Origin of the sequence: Bacillus sp. FJAT-14266 (genome assembly GCF_001719225.1) — a bacterium.
Lineage (GTDB): Bacteria > Bacillota > Bacilli > Bacillales > Bacillaceae > Bacillus > Bacillus subtilis.
In genome coordinates, this window is the sequence record NZ_CP017072.1 from 2,063,155 (window position 1) to 2,082,762 (window position 19,608).

At 42.4% G+C, this 19,608-nt stretch carries 24 protein-coding genes and 1 other RNA gene; 20 read left to right on the plus strand and 5 right to left on the minus strand.

Annotated elements, in window-relative coordinates:
• Positions 1-105: 105 nt before the first annotated feature.
• From BGM23_RS10940 to BGM23_RS10970, 7 genes are all read left to right on the plus strand, one after another.
• Positions 106-276, plus strand: a complete 171-nt coding sequence (locus tag BGM23_RS10940) for a YpmA family protein (RefSeq protein WP_015251828.1) — start codon at positions 106-108, stop codon at positions 274-276.
• Between the two features lie 8 nt (positions 277-284).
• The gene (gene tseB / locus BGM23_RS10945; protein ID WP_003230665.1) at positions 285-770 is read left to right on the plus strand and encodes a cell wall elongation/penicillin-binding protein regulator TseB; all 486 of its coding nucleotides are present in this window, start codon (positions 285-287) and stop codon (positions 768-770) included.
• 22 nt (positions 771-792) lie between these two features.
• The gene (gene aspB, locus BGM23_RS10950; RefSeq protein WP_003230667.1) at positions 793-1,974 is read left to right on the plus strand and encodes an aspartate transaminase AspB; all 1,182 of its coding nucleotides are present in this window, start codon (positions 793-795) and stop codon (positions 1,972-1,974) included.
• 143 nt (positions 1,975-2,117) lie between these two features.
• Entirely contained in the window at positions 2,118-3,410 is a 1,293-nt protein-coding gene (gene asnS, locus BGM23_RS10955; protein WP_004398777.1) for an asparagine--tRNA ligase, read from the plus strand.
• 92 nt (positions 3,411-3,502) lie between these two features.
• Entirely contained in the window at positions 3,503-4,201 is a 699-nt protein-coding gene (gene dnaD, locus BGM23_RS10960) for a DNA replication protein DnaD (RefSeq protein WP_029726781.1), read from the plus strand.
• A gap of 18 nt (positions 4,202-4,219) precedes the next feature.
• Positions 4,220-4,879 (plus strand): endonuclease III, encoded by a 660-nt coding sequence (gene nth, locus BGM23_RS10965; protein WP_029726782.1) that lies wholly within the window; start codon positions 4,220-4,222, stop codon positions 4,877-4,879.
• The gene (locus tag BGM23_RS10970; RefSeq protein WP_029726783.1) at positions 4,876-5,370 is read left to right on the plus strand and encodes a YpoC family protein; all 495 of its coding nucleotides are present in this window, start codon (positions 4,876-4,878) and stop codon (positions 5,368-5,370) included. The genes nth and BGM23_RS10970 overlap by 4 nt, the downstream gene beginning before the upstream one ends.
• Before the next feature lie 75 nt (positions 5,371-5,445).
• Here the strand turns inward: BGM23_RS10970 and BGM23_RS10975 are convergent, their stop codons facing one another.
• Both BGM23_RS10975 and recU read right to left on the minus strand, forming a co-directional pair.
• On the minus strand, positions 5,446-8,190 hold the full coding sequence (locus tag BGM23_RS10975; RefSeq protein WP_029726784.1) for a transglycosylase domain-containing protein: 2,745 nt from the start codon (positions 8,188-8,190) through the stop codon (positions 5,446-5,448).
• Between the two features lie 21 nt (positions 8,191-8,211).
• A complete protein-coding gene (recU, locus tag BGM23_RS10980) occupies positions 8,212-8,832 on the minus strand; it encodes a Holliday junction resolvase RecU (protein WP_004399067.1) in 621 nt (206 codons plus the stop codon).
• 40 nt (positions 8,833-8,872) lie between these two features.
• Between recU and BGM23_RS10985 the strand changes: the two genes are divergently transcribed.
• On the plus strand, positions 8,873-9,835 hold the full coding sequence (locus BGM23_RS10985) for a DUF2515 domain-containing protein (protein ID WP_029726785.1): 963 nt from the start codon (positions 8,873-8,875) through the stop codon (positions 9,833-9,835).
• A 24-nt stretch (positions 9,836-9,859) separates the two neighbouring features.
• Here BGM23_RS10985 and sspM read toward each other — a convergent pair whose 3' ends face one another.
• Positions 9,860-9,964, minus strand: a complete 105-nt coding sequence (gene sspM, locus BGM23_RS10990; protein WP_003225606.1) for an acid-soluble spore protein SspM — start codon at positions 9,962-9,964, stop codon at positions 9,860-9,862.
• A gap of 198 nt (positions 9,965-10,162) precedes the next feature.
• On the opposite strand from sspM, the gene BGM23_RS10995 reads away from it, so the two are divergent.
• Positions 10,163-10,408, plus strand: a complete 246-nt coding sequence (locus BGM23_RS10995) for a YppD family protein (protein WP_015251831.1) — start codon at positions 10,163-10,165, stop codon at positions 10,406-10,408.
• 45 nt (positions 10,409-10,453) lie between these two features.
• Complete coding sequence (locus BGM23_RS11000) at positions 10,454-10,825, plus strand: YppE family protein (protein WP_029726786.1); 372 nt, start codon at positions 10,454-10,456, stop codon at positions 10,823-10,825.
• Positions 10,826-10,866: 41 nt separating this feature from the next.
• On the opposite strand, the gene BGM23_RS11005 is transcribed toward BGM23_RS11000, so the two are convergent.
• Positions 10,867-11,055 (minus strand): YppF family protein, encoded by a 189-nt coding sequence (locus BGM23_RS11005; protein ID WP_003230690.1) that lies wholly within the window; start codon positions 11,053-11,055, stop codon positions 10,867-10,869.
• 187 nt (positions 11,056-11,242) lie between these two features.
• On the opposite strand from BGM23_RS11005, the gene BGM23_RS11010 reads away from it, so the two are divergent.
• A complete protein-coding gene (locus tag BGM23_RS11010) occupies positions 11,243-11,620 on the plus strand; it encodes a YppG family protein (protein ID WP_015251832.1) in 378 nt (125 codons plus the stop codon).
• 20 nt (positions 11,621-11,640) lie between these two features.
• On the opposite strand, the gene BGM23_RS11015 is transcribed toward BGM23_RS11010, so the two are convergent.
• Positions 11,641-12,060 (minus strand): Hsp20/alpha crystallin family protein, encoded by a 420-nt coding sequence (locus BGM23_RS11015; protein WP_015714150.1) that lies wholly within the window; start codon positions 12,058-12,060, stop codon positions 11,641-11,643.
• Between the two features lie 137 nt (positions 12,061-12,197).
• On the opposite strand from BGM23_RS11015, the gene BGM23_RS11020 reads away from it, so the two are divergent.
• The 9 genes from BGM23_RS11020 to BGM23_RS11055 all read left to right on the plus strand — a co-directional run bounded on the left by BGM23_RS11020 (position 12,198) and on the right by BGM23_RS11055 (position 19,562).
• Complete coding sequence (locus tag BGM23_RS11020; RefSeq protein WP_015483368.1) at positions 12,198-12,704, plus strand: PTS sugar transporter subunit IIA; 507 nt, start codon at positions 12,198-12,200, stop codon at positions 12,702-12,704.
• Positions 12,705-12,806: 102 nt separating this feature from the next.
• Entirely contained in the window at positions 12,807-15,056 is a 2,250-nt protein-coding gene (mrfA, locus tag BGM23_RS11025) for an ATP-dependent helicase MrfA (RefSeq protein WP_003230697.1), read from the plus strand.
• A gap of 15 nt (positions 15,057-15,071) precedes the next feature.
• On the plus strand, positions 15,072-16,313 hold the full coding sequence (gene mrfB / locus BGM23_RS11030) for a metal-dependent exonucleaseMrfB (protein WP_003230703.1): 1,242 nt from the start codon (positions 15,072-15,074) through the stop codon (positions 16,311-16,313).
• Between the two features lie 100 nt (positions 16,314-16,413).
• The gene (locus tag BGM23_RS21865) at positions 16,414-16,542 is read left to right on the plus strand and encodes a hypothetical protein (protein ID WP_003230707.1); all 129 of its coding nucleotides are present in this window, start codon (positions 16,414-16,416) and stop codon (positions 16,540-16,542) included.
• 83 nt (positions 16,543-16,625) lie between these two features.
• Positions 16,626-16,853: a spore coat protein CotD gene (gene cotD, locus BGM23_RS21420; protein WP_010886551.1), complete on the plus strand. Its 228-nt coding sequence runs from the start codon at positions 16,626-16,628 to the stop codon at positions 16,851-16,853.
• Between the two features lie 88 nt (positions 16,854-16,941).
• Entirely contained in the window at positions 16,942-17,484 is a 543-nt protein-coding gene (locus BGM23_RS11040) for an SLOG family protein (RefSeq protein ID WP_029726791.1), read from the plus strand.
• Positions 17,485-17,561: 77 nt separating this feature from the next.
• Entirely contained in the window at positions 17,562-17,858 is a 297-nt protein-coding gene (gene gpsB, locus BGM23_RS11045) for a cell division regulator GpsB (RefSeq protein WP_003225629.1), read from the plus strand.
• Between the two features lie 65 nt (positions 17,859-17,923).
• Positions 17,924-18,304, plus strand: an RNA gene (gene rnpB / locus BGM23_RS11050) — RNase P RNA component class B.
• Positions 18,305-18,404: 100 nt separating this feature from the next.
• Complete coding sequence (locus BGM23_RS11055) at positions 18,405-19,562, plus strand: THUMP domain-containing class I SAM-dependent RNA methyltransferase (RefSeq protein WP_009967571.1); 1,158 nt, start codon at positions 18,405-18,407, stop codon at positions 19,560-19,562.
• The last annotated feature ends 46 nt before the right edge of the window (positions 19,563-19,608 follow it).

A 19,608-nucleotide genomic window follows, 5' to 3' on the forward strand; every position in this document is an offset into this window, starting at 1 on the left:
ATGGTGTTTTATTTAAAAGCGGATTTCCCGCTCTGTGATACTAGTATGGCGTGTCCTGAAATGGAGTATGACTAACAATATTTGTTCAAACTGGAGGATGAAAAAATGGAAAGTAAAATCGAAATTCTTTCAACAATTAATGTAGAGCATTCTGATGATCTGTATAAAATTGTGGACACATTGAATCGTACACTGAAAAGAGAAAATCTGATGTTCGGCCTTGCGCTGGATGAAGAAAACAAAAACCAAGCCGTTTTTACCATTTATCGTACGTAGGTGAGAAGATGAGAAAAAAAGCATTAATATTTACCGTCATTTTTGGTATTATTTTTTTAGCAGTACTTCTTGTCTCGGCAAGCATTTATAAATCAGCCATGGCACAAAAGGAAGAGGGGCACGAAGCAGCAGCTGCTGAAGCTAAAAAAGAAACCGATCTCGCCCATGTTGATCAAGTCGAAACATTTGTCGGAAAAGAAAAATATTATGTTGTAAAGGGAACGGATAAAAAAGGCACTGCATTATATGTCTGGGTTCCTGCTGATAAAAAAGCAAAAATTCTCTCAAAAGAAGCGAAAGAGGGAATCTCTGAAGACAAAGCGGCGAAAATCATAAAGGATGAAGGGCTGGTTTCAAAGCAAAAAGAGGTTCATCTGGCAAGAGAAGGAAACGTCCTGCTTTGGGAAGTGACGTACTTAGACAAAGAAGGGCAATACAGTTTAAGTTATGTGGACTTTACAACTGGAAAGATTCTCAAAAATATCACGCCTTAAGACGAATTAGGGGGAGTTCAAGTTGAAACTGGCAAAAAGAGTATCCGCATTAACACCATCAACCACACTGGCAATCACAGCGAAAGCGAAAGAACTGAAAGCCGCAGGCCATGATGTCATCGGCTTAGGAGCAGGCGAGCCTGACTTCAATACACCGCAGCATATTATTGATGCCGCTGTGCGTTCGATGAACGAGGGCCATACGAAATACACGCCTTCCGGTGGTTTGGCTGAACTGAAAAACAGCATTGCAGAGAAATTTAAACGCGACCAGAATATTGAATACAAACCGTCTCAAATTATTGTCTGCACTGGTGCCAAACATGCTCTGTATACCCTTTTCCAAGTGATTTTGGATGAAGAAGATGAAGTTATTATTCCAACGCCTTACTGGGTAAGCTACCCGGAGCAGGTGAAACTCGCTGGCGGAAAGCCTGTTTATGTAGAAGGGCTTGAGGAAAATCACTTCAAAATTTCGCCTGAGCAGCTGAAAAATGCAATTACGGAAAAAACAAAAGCAATCGTTATTAACTCTCCAAGCAACCCGACTGGTGTCATGTATACGGAAGAAGAACTATCTGCGCTCGGTGAAGTGTGCCTTGAACATGATATCTTGATTGTGTCAGATGAAATTTATGAAAAACTTACATACGGCGGAAAGAAACATGTTTCCATTGCACAGCTGTCAGACAGACTGAAAGAGCAAACGGTCATTATAAACGGCGTATCGAAGTCCCACAGCATGACAGGCTGGAGAATCGGTTATGCGGCAGGCTCTGAAGACATTATTAAAGCGATGACGAACCTTGCAAGCCACAGCACGTCAAACCCGACATCAATCGCACAATACGGAGCGATTGCTGCTTATAACGGGCCTTCTGAGCCATTGGAAGAAATGAGAGAAGCATTTGAACATAGATTAAATACGATCTATGCAAAGCTCATAGAAATCCCAGGGTTCAGCTGTGTGAAGCCGGAAGGTGCTTTTTACTTGTTCCCAAATGCAAAAGAGGCAGCTCAATCTTGCGGTTTCAAAGATGTAGATGAATTTGTTAAAGCGCTTCTCGAGGAGGAAAAAGTTGCGATTGTTCCAGGATCCGGATTTGGCTCTCCTGAGAATGTCCGTCTTTCTTATGCAACATCGTTAGATCTTCTTGAAAAAGCCATTGAAAGAATCAAGCGTTTTGTAGAAAAACATAGCTAACAGATCAAAAAGCGGCTGACAGAAAAGCCGCTTTTTATCTGCATTGACCCGGTTAGTTAAGAGCGGGTATAATAAAGTGATGATAAAAGAGTTCGCGGGGCAATGAGCTTCCGAATGTCTTTCTTGTTTTGGAGGGAAATATGTTGAAAACAACAATCAACCAAGTGTACAAGCACGTAGGTGAGGAAGTAACGATCGGAGCTTGGGTCGCTAATAAGCGTTCAAGCGGGAAAATTGCGTTTTTACAGCTTCGGGACGGTACCGGTTTTATTCAGGGTGTCGTAGTAAAAGCGGAAGTGGAAGAAAGCATTTTCCAAACAGCTAAATCAGTGACGCAGGAAACGTCGCTCTATATAAAAGGGATTGTCAAAGAGGACGAGCGTTCTCCGCTTGGATATGAACTTGCTGTGACAGATATTGAAGTCATTCACGAAGCGACCGATTATCCAATTACACCAAAAGAACACGGAACGGAATTTTTGATGGATCACAGACATTTATGGCTGCGTTCAAAGCGCCAGCATGCGATCATGAAAATCCGTAATGAAATCATTCGCGCGACTTACGAATTCTTTAATAACGAAGGCTTCGTAAAAGTGGATCCGCCGATTTTGACTGGAAGCGCACCTGAAGGAACAACAGAACTCTTTGCGACAAAGTACTTTGATGAAGATGCATATCTGTCTCAAAGCGGCCAGCTCTACATGGAAGCTGCGGCAATGGCTTTAGGAAAAGTATTCTCTTTCGGACCGACATTCAGAGCGGAAAAGTCTAAAACAAAGCGTCACTTAATCGAATTCTGGATGATCGAACCGGAAATGGCGTTTGTAGAATTTGAAGAAAACCTTCAAGTACAGGAAAATTACGTTTCTTTCATCGTGCAATCAGTTCTTAAAAATTGCAAAATTGAACTAAACACATTGGGAAGAGACACGTCAAAACTTGAGCAAATCAAAGCTCCGTTCCCAAGAATTACGTATGATGAAGCGATTGAATTTCTGAAAGAAAAAGGCTTTGACGATATCGAGTGGGGAGATGATTTCGGAGCGCCTCATGAAACAGCGATTGCTGAACATTATGACAAACCGGTATTCATCACTCGCTATCCGACGTCCTTAAAACCGTTCTATATGCAGCCGGCTTCTGACCGTGAGGACGTTGTGCTTTGCGCTGACTTGATTGCGCCGGAAGGCTATGGAGAAATCATCGGCGGGTCTGAACGGATTCACGATATGGAACTTTTGGAATCGCGTCTAAAAGAACATGGACTGGATTCTGACGCATATAAATGGTATGCTGAACTTAGAAAATATGGATCAGTTCCTCATTCCGGCTTCGGCCTTGGATTAGAGCGGACAGTAGCTTGGATCAGCGGAGCGCCTCACGTTCGTGAAACGATCCCGTTCCCAAGACTGTTAAACCGTCTGTATCCGTAATACATTCAAATGAAACAAAAAAGAGTCTCCTGCAAGGGAGACTTTTTACAGTAAAGGGGCAATCACAATCCTTTACAGTAAGAGGTGTGACGATGAAAAAACAGCAATTTATTGATATGCAGGAGCAGGGAACATCAACCATCCCCAATCTTCTGCTCACGCATTATAAACAGCTTGGGCTTAATGAAACTGAACTTATTCTGCTGTTAAAAATTAAAATGCATTTAGAAAAAGGATCATATTTTCCTACACCGAATCAGCTGCAGGAAGGTATGTCAATTTCTGTTGAAGAATGCACAAACAGATTGCGGATGTTTATTCAAAAAGGCTTTCTGTTTATTGAAGAATGCGAGGATCAAAACGGCATCAAATTTGAGAAATATTCTCTTCAGCCTTTATGGGGGAAACTGTACGAGTATATTCAGCTTGCACAGAATCAAACAAAGGAAAGAAAAGCAGAAGGGGAACAAAAAAGCCTTTATACCATTTTTGAGGAAGAGTTCGCAAGGCCGTTATCGCCTTTGGAGTGTGAAACGCTGGCGATCTGGCAGGACCAGGATCAGCATGACGCACAACTGATCAAACACGCGTTAAAAGAGGCTGTACTATCAGGAAAACTCAGTTTCCGCTACATTGACCGGATTTTGTTTGAATGGAAGAAAAACGGGCTTAAAACTGTGGAGCAGGCGAAAATACACAGCCAAAAATTCCGGCGTGTACAAGCAAAGCAAAATGAACCGCAAAAAGAGTATAAAAGGCAGGTTCCTTTTTACAATTGGCTTGAACAATAAAGTGAAAAGGTGACAATCGTGTTAAATCTAAAACAAATTGAATTCTGTTTAGACAAGATAGGTGACATGTTTCCTCATGCGGAGTGTGAACTGGTTCATTCCAATCCTTTTGAATTAGTGGTGGCTGTTGCTTTATCTGCGCAATGTACAGATGCACTTGTAAACAGAGTGACCAAAACATTATTCCAAAAATATAAACGGCCGGAAGACTATTTGGCTGTTCCGCTGGAAGAGCTTCAGCAGGATATTAAATCAATCGGTTTATATCGTAATAAAGCGAAAAATATTCAAAAGCTGAGTAAAATGATTATTGAAGATTACGGCGGAGAAGTGCCGAGAGACCGCGATGAGCTTGTCAAACTGCCAGGGGTCGGGAGAAAGACTGCAAACGTAGTGGTATCCGTTGCGTTTGGCGTGCCGGCCATTGCCGTAGATACCCATGTGGAGAGAGTCAGCAAACGATTGGGCATTTGCCGGTGGAAGGACTCGGTTCTGGAAGTTGAAAAGACGCTGATGTGCAAGGTTCCCAAAGAAGACTGGTCCGTTACGCATCACCGGCTTATTTTCTTCGGCAGATATCACTGTAAAGCCCAATCTCCGCGCTGTGCGGAGTGTCCGCTGCTTTCTTTGTGCAGAGAAGGGCAGAAGAGGGATAAAAAAGGACTGGTGAAACGATGACGCAAGCAAAAGAAGTGTTGGCTTCCTATGAGCAATACTTGCGCAGTCTTGGCCAGAAGAGTTCCTCGGATATGAAGAAAACCTTGCAGACCAATCCCGTGTATTTTGATTTCTGCACGGAATTACAAGGCGATTTGCCATGGGAGGACAGCGGGAAATACGTTCCGCTTTTATTTGAAGTGTGGGATGACATCAAAGCATCACTTCTCCCAGTCTTTCAAACACGAAAATCGAGATGTGACCAAAACGAAATGTTAAAGGGCATTGTGTGTTTGCTGGCTTCGTTACATTGGACAGCAGGTGAGCCGGTGAAATCGCTCGATTGGCAAGAACTGAGGGAGAAATCATATCCCGCAAAGCCGATTAATTGGGCTGAACGAGTGGAATTTATTCTTCTTAAGCCGACCCAATACCATTGCTTTATTCAGCTTGATGAGCTGTTTACCGAAATGAAAAAGCATTTTTACAAATATCATGCGATGAATCGATAAAACCTCCTGTTAAAACGGGAGGTTTTTTATTGTGTACCAAAAAAGCCATCACCCCAAAGGTGACGGCTTTTTTGTTTAATTTGTTTTTTCAATGGATGATGAGTTTGTTTGTGTTTTATTAGATGTGTCTGTTTTATTTTTATTCATGTCAGAACCTGTTGAATCATTCTTACCAGAGTTCGAATCACCATCCGACGTATCCTGGTTGTTACTGTTGTCGTTATCGTTATCGTTTGATTGGTCTTGGTTATTGTTGTCGGACGGATTGGTGTTCGTATTGTCTTGTTTTTTGTCTTGATCGTTTGTTGAATCATCTGTCTGATCTTGATCCGTCTGACCGTCATCTTTTTGAGAATCATCATTTTGTGTATCATCCTGAGTCTTCTCATCATCTTGTTTTTCATCATCCGTTTGTTGCTGGTCTTTTTTATCTTCATCGTCTTCAGCTTTTGGCACCTCATAGGATGTGGAAGCTGTACTTTTGCCATCATCACTGACGGCTGTTACTTCGAATTTGTATACAGATCCTGGCTGCACACCCGAAATAACTGCCTCTTTTGCAGAGCTGTTTTGAATTTCCGAGTAGCTGCCGCCGTCAACAGATTGCTTTACAGCAAAGGTCGCATCTCCGTCATAATTCCAGCTTAACGTTAAAGATTGATTGTCTTTATCGTATTTCACGTTTAAACCAGACAGTTTAGCTGTTTCCTCTTTTTCTTCTTTCTCATATGTTTTAGAAACAGTAGAAGGAGCTGTGCCTTTAACAAAGTACTCTGTGAGCTTCTTATCGCTTGGCGTATTTGGCCCTGCCAGTTTTGCAGGGTTTGAGCCTTTTTCTACAGAGGCTTCCACTACGCTGTCAGGCTTCTCAAATGATCCGCTTCCGTCATCGACATCGGCGATGAGCTGGGCGAAGATGCGCTTTGCAACTTTTTGCTCTTCAGCTGAAAGTGATTTCTTTCCAGCCTCGTTTTCTCCCATTCCCGTCCAGACGGCAGCTGTATATTGCGGTGTGTAGCCAACGAACCAAGAATCTCGGGCGCCACCGCTAGCGATATTGTACCTTTTGACTTCATTATCATCAAAGTTAGTCGTTCCTGTTTTTCCTGCAACTTCTACACCAGGTACTTGTGCAAGCTGTCCAGTACCTGTCTTCACAGCTGTTTTCAGCATATCTGTAATCATAAACGCAGTATAATCACTCATGGCTGATTTTGATTTTGGTGTTAAGTCAAGCTTCGTGCCATCGTTAAATTCGATAGATTTTACAAAATGCGGTTCATTATACGTTCCGTTATTTCCAAACGCGCTGTATGCACCTGCCATTGTCAGAGGAGAAACACCATCGTTCCCACCGAAACCGCCAATAGAATAGGCCTCTGTTACATTATCTTTTGTTAAACCAAGCCCGAGTCCATTTGCAAAGTCTACAGCAGTATCTTTACCGACTGCCTGGAATGCTTTTAAAGCAGGTATATTTCTTGATTGGGCCAAAGCGTAACGCATTGAGATAGGCCCTAGATATTTGCGGTCCCAATCACGAATCGGTTTTCCGTTAGAATACGTATAAGCTGAGTCATCAATTTGTTCGTATGTGGACCATTTCTTATTTTCAATAACTGGTCCGTAGTCCAAAATCGGTTTTATGGTCGAACCAGGCTGTGCCTTAGTTTGAGTAGCATAGTTAAAGCCTCCGACAGGCTGATTGCGTCCCGCACCAATCGCTCGGACTTCTCCGTTTTTGGTATCGAGAAGCGTCACACCGCCCTGCATGCCTTCAGTAAATCCGACGGTGTCTCCGTCCATTAATTCATCTAGTTTATCTTGTGCTTTTGTATCTAATGTCGTATAGATCTTTAATCCGTCAGCAGATGGATCGACATCAGATTTTTCATCAATTTCCTTCATAACCTCTTCAACAAATGCGCTGTATTTGTTTGTACTTGCTTTTTCATATTCCTTCTGTGACACGACGCCTTCGTCTTTCACTGCCACTTTTTTCGCTTTGTTATATTGAGAATCAGAAATAAATCCTTGTTTTTTCATCAGACTGAGTACGATGTTCCGTCGTTTTTCCGCTTTATCCGGGTTTTTGACCGGGTTGTACGCTGTTGGGCTCTGCGGCATTCCTGCAAGCGTCGCAGCCTGTTCGACAGTCAATTTGCTTAAATCTGTAACGCCGAAAAATTCTTCCGCCGCTTTTCCGATTCCGTATGCTCTAGGAGAAAAATAAATCCGGTTTAAATACATTTCTAAAATTTCATCTTTAGAGTAATTGCGCTCCAGCTGAATCGAAAGCCATACTTCCTGCACCTTCCGTTTCAACGTTTTCTGATGTGAAAGAAGGGAGTTTTTGACGACCTGCTGGGTGATCGTACTTCCGCCTTCAGCCCCGAAGCCGTCTTTAAAGTTGGCAACTAAAGCACCGCCGATACGGACAGGGTCAATCCCGTGGTGCTCATAAAAACGAGCGTCTTCTGTCGCGATAAAGGCTTCTTTTACAACATCGGGAATTTCATCTATCGAGACGTAGGTCCGTTTTTCGGCGCCGACTTCGGCGATCTCTTTTCCATTTTTATCATAAATCGTTGATGAATAAGGCGTCTTCAATTTGCTTTCATCAAGTGACGGCGCATCAGAAACCATGACGGCAAATGTAACAGCACCGCCGACTACGCCTAAAACAAACAGAATGAGTAAAGTGAAAAGGGTCTTTTTAAACAATCCGCCCTTTTTTCGTTTCTTGCCTTTTTTCGGTGAAGGACTCGACTTGCTGTTCGCTTTTCGTCGAGCTTCACGGCTGTTAAATTGATCTGACATAACATCTCAACCTTTCGTTAATCAACCTTTCGCACCAGATGATGGCGAAAAATAAAGCTGTTCAATAATACTAATATAATCAATTCTGGGTGCGTATCCAAGAGAAATCGGATAAGCTGTTTCTTCCAACTCATCTTTTCGAATTGATTTTCTGCCGTTTTTTTCTTTTCTGTCCCAGAAATAAAACAGCTTATCGGCTTCCAAAAAATAAACCTGGTCGAAAGCGGATATAATAACAAAACAAATACCGTCTTGAGCCTTTACCTGCTTCATGTGCTCGATTTGATGGTCATGAAAATTCTGCAGGGGGAAAGAGGTCTTGTTTTTCGTTTCTTTCGCCTCAAAATCAATATACCGCCCTTTGTAAATCCCATTGTAGTCTGTTGTCGATGATTGTTTAAAGTAAGCTTCTTTAATCACTGCGGCACTTCTTTTTGGATAATGGACATTTACAATTTGAACAGGTGTCGGCTTTTTGTGTATAACGGCAATTTGGTTTGTCAGATAATACTTATTCGTTTCGTTTAAGTCATCTTCGAGGGTCATTCCGCGATTACTGTAAGACGGGGCCCTTTTCTGACTGTTTTGGGATGAAACCGAATGTTTCGGCTGAAATGTTTTTCCGTTAGGATACCGAATCACTTTCTCATCCTCCTTATTAAACTAATCATGACGGAAGTGAATGAACGTGCAAGAACAACAGACCATTAGAAAGCTTCTGAGCCGGATTGAGCGGCAGACAAAAATAAAAAACGCGGATAACATTTCAAGAACAAATGCTTATAAAGCATTTTACGACCGTCATCCGGAAATCAAATGGTCACTCTTGGCTTCTTTCGTTTCTCGTAATGCCGGCTGGTCAATGACTGACTTAAAAGGCAGTCTGTTTCAGCTTGGACTCCGTGAGAGACAGCAAAAATGGTTCTTTTTAGCCTATGAAAGAGCGAACTGGCTTATTTTTTCGGATGCCTATCCGCAGCTTCTTTTATACCACTGGTCAAAAAGAGTCGGGAAACCGCTGTTTCATCTTCTGCATGTGTTTGGCGTCTCACAATTTATGTCGGAAGAATGGACCCGTTTTTGGCATGAGCGAAATACGGAGCGGCTAATGTATGCCCTCATTATAAATGAACAAAACACTATCCAAACACCTATTATACAAAATCCTTCGTTTAAAAAGAATGTTTTTGACACGATTCCTTTTTATTTAAGTGACTGGTTTCATTTTAACACCGTTATTTTTCCTTCCTCAAATGGGTTTCTTTACGGCATTTCAGTGAAACGCTTTTCAAAGGCGGAGGAAAGGATAAGGCTGGGAAAGCAGCTGTCTCAATTGCTGTTCAAGCCAGAATTGTTCTCCTCTTTTTATCACTTTTTGCACACAGTGCCGCACTCAGGTTCCCGTTTTGATATGGAAAAGATGATCGGGATTACAAAAAGAACATCTCCTATGCTAAGGACATGCTACCCTGAGTTAATCCACTCATTAGACGGAACGAAAACAGATTGGTTTCATGGAAAGATAAAGAAAACGTTCTTTAGGCGCGAGGAATTGCCGAAGCAGATTGAATTGACAGACTGGTATTTACATAAAAAGCGCCAGCTTCATGCGCTTTTTGCGGTGGAGCAGTGGCTCAAAAAATAAAGAAGCAAGGAAATTCCTTGCTTCTTACGTAGAAGGGCGGTTCGGGCCGCCTAATTTTTTATCTAAAGAATCGATTGCCTTTGATTCAGTCTTTTTTTGCTGGCCGGCTTTTTTCGGTCTTGTTTTCATACGGCACCTCCTCACAAGTATCGTTTGCATTAAGGAGGAGGATCATACAATTTTTGCGGGTGTTTTTGTCGAAAACTTCAGCTTTTCGTGGAATACCTGTTTGTTTGGCGATTTGCTTCTAGTTTTGTCATGAGGAAGGAAAGAGCCTTGAGAGCAAAGAATGTTAACCGGGAGAGACAAGGAAAGGGAGGTACACGAATGTCCGGTTATGTATGCAAGACAGATATTCTCCGTATGCTTTCTGATATAGAAGATGAATTAACGCGAGCTGAGCAAAGCCTGAATCATTCTGTAAATGCATTAGAGGCTGAGATGCGGGAAACGGAAAACGATCGCCTAAGTATGCTTGAAGAAGAAATCATAGATCTTCATATTTGTATAAATGAGCTGTATCAATCGCCTGAACACAGGTATGCGTTTGAGAAGGTATACCGCATCGGCTGAATTTGTGAGTGAAATTTGGTACGATAGGCATTGAGGTGAAAGGTATTGCTATCACAAACATTGCTGGAAATGACCGAGCAAATGATTGAAGTTGCTGAAAAAGGCGCTGATCGGTATCAGGAAGGAAAAAACAGTAGTCATTCTTATGATTTTTTTGAGACGATAAAGCCTGCAGTTGAAGAGAATGATGAACTGGCGATACGCTGGGCAGAGGGTGCTCTTGAATTGATAAAAGCCCGCCGGCCAAAATATGTGCATAAAGAGCAAATTGAGGCCGTAAAGGATAATTTCCTGGAATTGGTCCTTCAATCTTATGTTCATCATATTCATAAAAAACGATTCAAGGACATCACTGAGTCAGTCCTTTATACATTGCACGCAGTAAAGGATGAAATTGCAAGAGAAGACAGCCGGTAAAAGGCTGTCTTCTTTTCGTTGTTTTTATAGGGGGCCGGACGTTAATTCATCTCATATGCCGGGCTTTCTGCTCCATTTGCTTCGAGAACCTTCATACTGTTACGAAACTCAGTTATGCTGAGATGTCCTTGAATATAGAGGAACTTGGCAAAGTCCATCAGTTTATTCATACAGTCTGTTTCATATTTCTTCATTTCTGCAAAACGTTTGCTTAAGTATGATACGTTCATTATGGTGCATCCCCTCTCATCTGTATTGAAAATATGGTACCATAATGATTCGACTTTTTTCTGTTTTTAAAAAATTTAAACTTTCGACACAATTTGACAAATGCTAATCATCACTTGTGACACAAACAATAGAAGTCATTCATACATATATAGAAGAGAAATATGTTGTGTTTAGGGGGGAATCGCAATGAACGGGAGCTCTCGAAGCTATCCTCGGCAAATGGGCTATTATTATCCTCAGCAAATGCAAGGATATTATCAGCAGGCTGCACCCGGTTATTTAGAGCAACAACTGCCTCAGCAGCATTATGGACAGCAGGATTATTATCAGCCTTATGCTCCGATCCAGCCTATGCCTATGCAGCCGCCTGTATTTTCTAACCCTTATCCTATCCCAAGGCCTAATCAACAGCAGCCTTCGCAATTTCAAAGCATTATGTCGCAGTTCAAAAAAGCCAATGGGCAATTTGATTTTAATAAAATGATGGATACGACAGGTCAAGTAATGAGTGCAATGAATCAGGTCGGATCTTTAATAAAGGGATTTACCAGCTTTTTTAAATGATAGAAGCATGAATGAATCGTTCATTCATGCTTATTTTTTGGAAAGAAAAGTGTCATTGTCTGCTCGTTCCAAGACGTTTCCATATCTTCTTGGCGAACTTCATAAGGCAGCTGAACCGTTCTTGTCATGCTTGTAAAGGTAGCCTCATTTTGGTGTTTCTGTTTTTCTTGGAGTGTTACATGGAGATACCTCGATTTAACATCAACGACGATCTCGCCATCTCGAAACGTCGCCGGAATGGTAATATCGATATACAGCCCAGTATCTTTTTCTCTGACATGTATGGTCGTCTGCACATCCTTTAAACTCGAGTTGATCAGGTTCTGAAATCCGTTTATAAGGTTGCCGAACGCTGAGGATTGAAAAAGAGTGTCGATTGCCTCCGTTATGATTTCTTCTTTCTTTTGCAGTTCGTTCTTTTTGTCATCATAGAATTCCAATTTCGCCACCGCCTTTTTTAACCAGATTATGCGTCTATGCCAGATGTTGTTATAAATTGAAGCAAAATTGAAAGTGTGGTTAAATAGTGGTGAATGAAGGGATAACGGTTGAAGTGAATGAGAAGGGAGAAAATACATTGCTGAAAAAATTATTCGGAATGGGCAAAACTCAGGAAAAGGTGACAGAAGAGGTTATTTATTCTCCGGCAGACGGTACAGTAATGGACCTGTCAGATGTGCCGGACCCTGTTTTTTCACAGAAAATGATGGGAGAAGGAATAGCGGTGGAACCTTCTAGCGGTGAAATCGTTTCTCCCGCTGAAGGTGAAGTCATTCAGATTTTCCACACCAAACACGCCGTTGGCATTCGGACTCGCTCGGGAATTGAGCTGTTAATTCATGTCGGGCTGGAGACAGTCAATATGAACGGAGAAGGATTTACTGCCCACATTAAAGAAGGGGATAAAGTGAAGGTCGGTGACCCGCTGATTACATGTGATTTGGAATTAATAAAAGAAAAAGCGAGCAGCACAGTCATCCCAATCGTTATAATGAATGGTGAGGCTGTAGGATCAATTGTGCCGGCAGGCGAAAAGGCTGCTCGTAAAGGCGAATCAAAGCTCCTTACAATAAAAGCGAAATAAGCAGGGCGTATGCCTTGCTTTTTTTATTCAACTGTATAAAATTTGCACCTAGCCATGCAAACAAATATTCGGTAAACTGTACTTGACAAAGAGGTGTAAAGAATGAAAAAGAAATCACTGACTGAACTCATTTCTGATTTAAAAGGAAATGAAAACGTTGTGAATTGGCATGAAATTGAGCCTCGGGAAGCAAAAACAAGGCCTATGCCCGAAAGTATAGACGAGAGAATTAAAGCGGCCCTTTCGAAAAGGGGCATTGATGAACTATATACTCACCAATATTCCGCTTTTCAATATGTGCAAAAAGGAGAGAGCATCGTTACCGTAACGCCAACAGCATCAGGAAAAACGTTATGCTACAACCTCCCAGTCCTGCAGTCCATCGCCCAAGATGAAACAAACCGGGCGTTATATTTATTTCCGACTAAAGCGCTGGCACAAGACCAAAAGAGCGAGTTAAATGAAATTATTGATGAAATGGGCATTGATATTAAAAGCTTTACATATGACGGGGATACGTCTCCGGCAATCAGACAAAAGGTGAGAAAAGCAGGTCATATTGTCATTACAAACCCCGATATGCTGCATTCTGCCATTTTACCGCATCATACGAAATGGGTCAGTTTGTTTGAAAACCTTAAGTATATCGTCATCGATGAGCTTCATACGTATCGAGGTGTGTTCGGCAGCCATGTAGCAAATGTGATCCGGCGGCTAAAGCGGATCTGCCGGTTTTATGGAAGTGATCCGGTTTTTATTTGTACTTCCGCAACAATTGCCAACCCAAAGGAATTGGGAGAGCAGCTGACAGGCAAACCGATGCGGCTGGTCGATGACAACGGCGCACCGAGCGGACGCAAGCATTTTGTGTTTTACAATCCGCCAATTGTGAATAAACCGCTCAATATTAGAAGGAGCGCAACCGCAGAAGTGAATGAACTGGCGAAAGAGTTCCTTAAAAACAAAGTGCAGACCATTGTTTTTGCCAGAAGCAGAGTTCGGGTGGAAATTATTTTAAGCCATATTCAGGAGCTTGTGAAAAAAGAGATTGGAACAAAATCAATCAGAGGCTATCGGGGAGGCTATCTGCCGAAAGAGCGAAGAGAAATCGAAAAAGGCCTGAGAGAAGGCGACATTTTAGGAGTGGTCAGTACGAATGCCTTAGAGCTTGGTGTTGATATCGGACAGCTGCAAGTGTGTGTAATGACGGGGTATCCCGGAAGTGTTGCAAGTGCTTGGCAGCAGGCCGGACGAGCAGGCAGAAGACACGGTGAATCTTTGATTATCATGGTAGCCAATTCAACACCGATTGACCAATATATTGTGCGGCATCCTGAATATTTCTTTAATCGTTCGCCTGAATCTGCAAGAATCAATCCGGAGAATTTGATTATTTTAGTAGACCACTTAAAGTGTGCGGCTTATGAGCTTCCTTTTAGAGCTGATGAAGAATTTGGACCCATGGAAGTCAGTGATATTCTTGAGTATCTTGAGGAAGAGGCTGTTCTTCACCGCAACGGCGAACGGTACCATTGGGCAAGTGAGTCGTTCCCTGCTTCAAACATCAGTTTGCGTTCCGCCTCCCAGGAAAATGTCGTTATAGTTGATCAGTCGGATATTGCAAATGTAAGGATTATCGGTGAAATGGACCGTTTTAGTGCGATGACGCTTTTGCATGATGAAGCGATTTATTTGCATGAAGGCGTTCAGTATCAAGTTGAGAAGCTCGATTGGGACCATAAAAAGGCGTATGTCAGAAAAGTCGATGTCGAATATTATACGGATGCAAACCTGGCAGTTCAGCTGAAGGTATTAGAAATCGATAAAACGAAAGAAAAAAGCCGTACGTCATTGCACTACGGAGACGTCACTGTCAATGCCCTGCCGACCATTTTTAAAAAAATAAAAATGACCACTTTTGAAAATATTGGGTCTGGACCTATTCATTTGCCGGAAGAAGAACTGCATACAAGTGCAGCTTGGCTCGAAATCAAAACAGCGGATGAAGACATCGGGGAAAAGACACTGGAACAGCTGCTTCTTGGCATCTCGAATGTGCTGCAGCATATTGTCCCTGTGTATATCATGTGTGATCGAAATGATGTTCATGTTGTTTCTCAAATTAAAGCAGCCCATACCGGATTGCCAACCATATTTTTATATGATCATTATCCGGGCGGTATCGGTTTGGCGGAGGAAGTCTTTAAACGTTTTTCAGACATTAATGAAGCGGCGAAACAACTGATTACACATTGTCCTTGTCATGACGGCTGTCCGTCTTGTATAGGTACGGAAATAGAAGGGATAAAAGCAAAGGAAAGAATTTTGCAGCTGTTGGATCAAATGTCGTAAGGAGGGAGGCCGGATATGTCATTAAAAGGGAAACTCCAACGGATGAAAAAGCACATGGCGCTCGACGAAGGAGAACAAAAAATAGAAGCAGGCAAACAAGAAAACCACTTTGATGACATCCCGTTTTTAGAAGAGTGGGAGGCTTTTGGCATGAAGCCTTTCATCTTCGAAGATGAATATTGCCTCATCAGAGAAGTAGAATATCCGCTTTCTCACCGCCATGGGTTATACAGCTTTTCTGAGCTTGAGGAAGTGATCACACTGTGGAATCAAAGCGGCCTGTCGCATACATTGTCAGCAAAAGGGTATAACAAAAACAACCTCTTTTTCTTTGATACAGAAACAACCGGTCTTGGGGGTGGAGCTGGGAATACCATTTTTTTGCTTGGGCATGCGAGAGTATATGAAGACCGAGTGACAGTCAAACAGCATCTTTTGCCCAAACCGGGGAACGAAGTCGCCTTGTACCAAAGCTTTTTAAGCGAGGTTGACATTACATCACTTGTGACCTACAACGGCAAAGCCTTTGATTGGCCGCAGGTGAAAACAAGGCACACCTTGATCCGTGACAGACTTCCGAAGCTTCCGGAGTTTGGCCACTTTGATCTTTTGCATGGAGCTAGACGCCTGTGGAAACACAAAATGGACCGTGTATCTCTTGGCACGGTTGAAAAAGAGGAGCTCGGCATCCGCAGGCTAGAAGACACACCGGGCTACTTGGCGCCAATGCTTTACTTTCATTTTATCAAGGCGCAAGAGCCGGATCTTTTAAAAGGTGTCCTGCATCATAATGAAATGGATGTGTTATCACTCATTTCATTGTACATCCATATGTCTAAAAAAATCCTTTCAGAATCACATGCGCCAAAAGAACACAGTGAAGCCTATGCTATGGCGAAATGGTTTATGGCTCATAAAGAAACGGACCAAGCGATCAAGCAGTTGGAAAGGCTTATAGAAAAATCGTTTGAGGACCAGGACAGTGCACGGCTGGATTTATCGCTCCTGTACAAAAAACAAAATCGCTTGGAAGAAGCAGTGCCGCTTTGGGAAAAGCTGTCCCGCTCGCAAAACCAGAAGTGCAGGTACGCTGCTGTAATAGAGCTCGCGAAATATTTTGAGCATAAGAAAAAAGAATTCGGAAAAGCATTGCAAATAGCAGAGCAATTGCTTAGCGATGCGGCATGCTTATCAGAGAAAGAAACTGAAAAACTGCATGTGAGAATTGCCCGGCTGAAGAGGAAATATTCCTCTTAAATATTCCCCGGGAAAGCGCAAAAGACGACTTGTTTCGCCATGAATTTTTTTTGCTGAATTCACATTGATTTTGTTGTAGAATAGCGGCGAATCCTGTAAAATGACGTTAGTTATTTTTAAAGGGAGAGTTGGTATGTATAAGGGTGTTTTTTACTTGTTCTTTGTTGTGGTATTTTTGATTGCTTTTGTGTTTTCCAACTTTAAAGACAGCTTAATTGCACACTTTTAAAATAGGTCTTTGCATCAGAACATGTACCCCTTATTTTTCATAGCTTAGTATTGTAATAAAGTTTATGGAAAGGGGATTTTATCATGCATCACTGCAGACCGCATATGATGGCGCCAATTGTCCATCCTACTCATTGCTGTGAACACCATACGTTTTCGAAGACTATCGTGCCGCACATTCACCCACAGCATACAACAAACGTAAACCACCAGCATTTTCAGCACGTTCACTACTTTCCACACACTTTCTCAAATGTTGACCCGGCTACGCATCAGCATTTTCAAGCAGGAAAACCTTGCTGCGACTACTAGTATGGAAAACGTGCAGCTTGATGGTGTAAACAATGCAGCACAACAAATGGGGCCCACGGGAGCCCCATTTTTTAAAGCAGGTGAAATGATGAAAGTATTGGCAATAACGGGCTATAAACCGTTTGAACTGGGGATATTTAAGCAGGATGACAAGGCGCTGTATTACATAAAAAAAGCCATTAAGAACCGGCTGATTGCTTTTTTGGATGAAGGATTAGAATGGATTTTAATTTCGGGCCAGCTTGGAGTTGAGCTGTGGGCGGCAGAAGTTGCATATGATTTGCAGGAGGAATACCCTGACTTAAAGGTAGCTGTCATCACACCATTTTACGAGCAGGAAAAGAACTGGAAAGAACCGAATAAGGAACAGTATGAAGCAGTTCTGGCTCAGGCAGACTATGAAGCAAGCCTGACTCACCGTCCTTATGAAAGCCCGCTTCAATTCAAACAAAAAAATCAGTTCTTCATTGATAAGTCCGACGGGCTTCTGCTTTTATATGACCCGGAAAAGGAAGGCTCCCCTAAGTATATGCTTGGGACAGCGGAAAAAAGGCGCGAACAGGATAGCTATCCCATCTACTTTATTACAATGGATGACTTGAGAGTGACAGTGGAGGAAGACAGCTACTAACAAAGAGAGAGAAATTTGACAACCGTACAGATTTCTGAAAAAATATATGTGATGATTCACGATACGAGGTGAAAAAGATGCTTGCTGATAAAGTAAAGCTTTCTGCGAAAGAAATTTTGGAAAAAGAATTTAAAACAGGCGTTAGAGGCTACAAGCAAGAAGACGTTGACAAATTTTTAGATATGATTATTAAGGATTATGAAACCTTCCATCAAGAAATTGAAGAACTGCAGCAGGAAAATCTGCAGCTGAAAAAACAGCTTGAAGAAGCCAGCAAAAAACAGCCTGTGCAATCTAACACAACAAACTTTGATATTTTAAAACGGCTGTCTAACTTAGAAAAACACGTTTTTGGCAGCAAGCTTTATGATTGATCACGCTTGAAAAAAATGGCGCTTGTAAATTGTAATCAGTTGTTATATAATAATTCATGTTCTTAACGTTCGGGTAATCGCTGCAGATCTTGAATCTGTAGAGGAAAGTCCATGCTCGCACGGTGCTGAGATGCCCGTAGTGTTCGTGCCTAGCGAAGTCATAAGCTAGGGCAGTCTTTAGAGGCTGACGGCAGGAAAAAAGCCTACGTCTTCGGATATGGCTGAGTATCCTTGAAAGTGCCACAGTGACGAAGTCTCACTAGAAATGGTGAGAGTGGAACGCGGTAAACCCCTCGAGCGAGAAACCCAAATTTTGGTAGGGGAACCTTCTTAACGGAATTCAACGGAGAGAAGGACAGAATGCTTTCTGTAGATAGATGATTGCCGCCTGAGTACGAGGTGATGAGCCGTTTGCAGTACGACGGAACAAAACATGGCTTACAGAACGTTAGACCACTTACATTTAAAATGATGAAAACAAGCTCTCCCGTATAAGGAGAGCTTTTATCTTGAAAAGAGAAAAGTTTTAAAAGACAGGGTGATACGATGAAGAAGTATACACTAATTGCAACGGCGCCGATGGGCATTGAAGCTGTTGTCGCAAAGGAAGTACGAGATTTAGGATACGAATGCAAGGTTGATAACGGGAAAGTTATTTTTGAAGGTGATGCACTTGCCATCTGCCGTGCGAACCTTTGGCTTAGAACAGCCGACCGTATAAAGGTTCAGGTTGCTTCTTTTAAAGCGAAAACATTTGATGAACTGTTTGAAAAAACGAAAGCGATTAACTGGCGCTCATTTATACCTGAAAACGGGAAATTCCCTGTCATCGGAAAATCGGTAAAATCAACACTTGCAAGCGTTCCCGACTGTCAGCGGATCGTCAAAAAAGCAATTGTCGAAAAGCTCAAGCTGCAGTCCGGCAAAGCCAATGATTGGATTGAAGAAACAGGTGCCGAGTATAAAGTCGAAATTTCTTTATTGAAAGATCAGGCTTTGATTACACTGGACTCATCAGGGACAGGCCTTCACAAACGAGGATACCGTGTCGATCAGGGCGGTGCGCCGATTAAAGAAACACTTGCTGCCGCTTTGGTGCAATTAACCAATTGGACGCCGGACCGCCCGTTTGTTGATCCTTTCTGTGGCTCCGGAACAATCGCGATAGAAGCGGCGCTAATTGGCCAAAACATCGCCCCGGGATTCAATCGCGATTTTGTTTCAGAGGATTGGGAATGGATCGGTAAAGATCTGTGGAACAAAGCGCGGCTTGAAGTCGAAGAAAAGGCAAATTATGATCAGCCGCTTACAATTTTCGCTAGCGACATAGACCACCGCATGGTTCAAATCGCAAAAGAAAATGCAGAGGAAGCAGGATTGGGAGATCTAATCCAGTTCAAACAGATGCAGGTCAAAGACTTTACCACAAATCTGGAATTTGGCGTAATTGTCGGCAACCCGCCATATGGAGAGCGTCTCGGCGAGAAAAAAGCCGTTGAGCAGATGTACAAAGAAATGGGGCAGGCGTTCGAGCCGCTTGATACTTGGTCTGTGTATATGCTGACATCAAATGAAAACTTTGAGGAAGCATATGGCAGAAAAGCAACGAAGAAACGAAAACTCTTTAACGGGTTTATTAAAACGGATTATTATCAATACTGGTCAAAAGTAAGACCGCAGCGCAAGAAAACAGAAAACGCATAAAAAGAAGACGCTCTGCATGCGTCTTCTTTCATCTTTCAGCCCTATT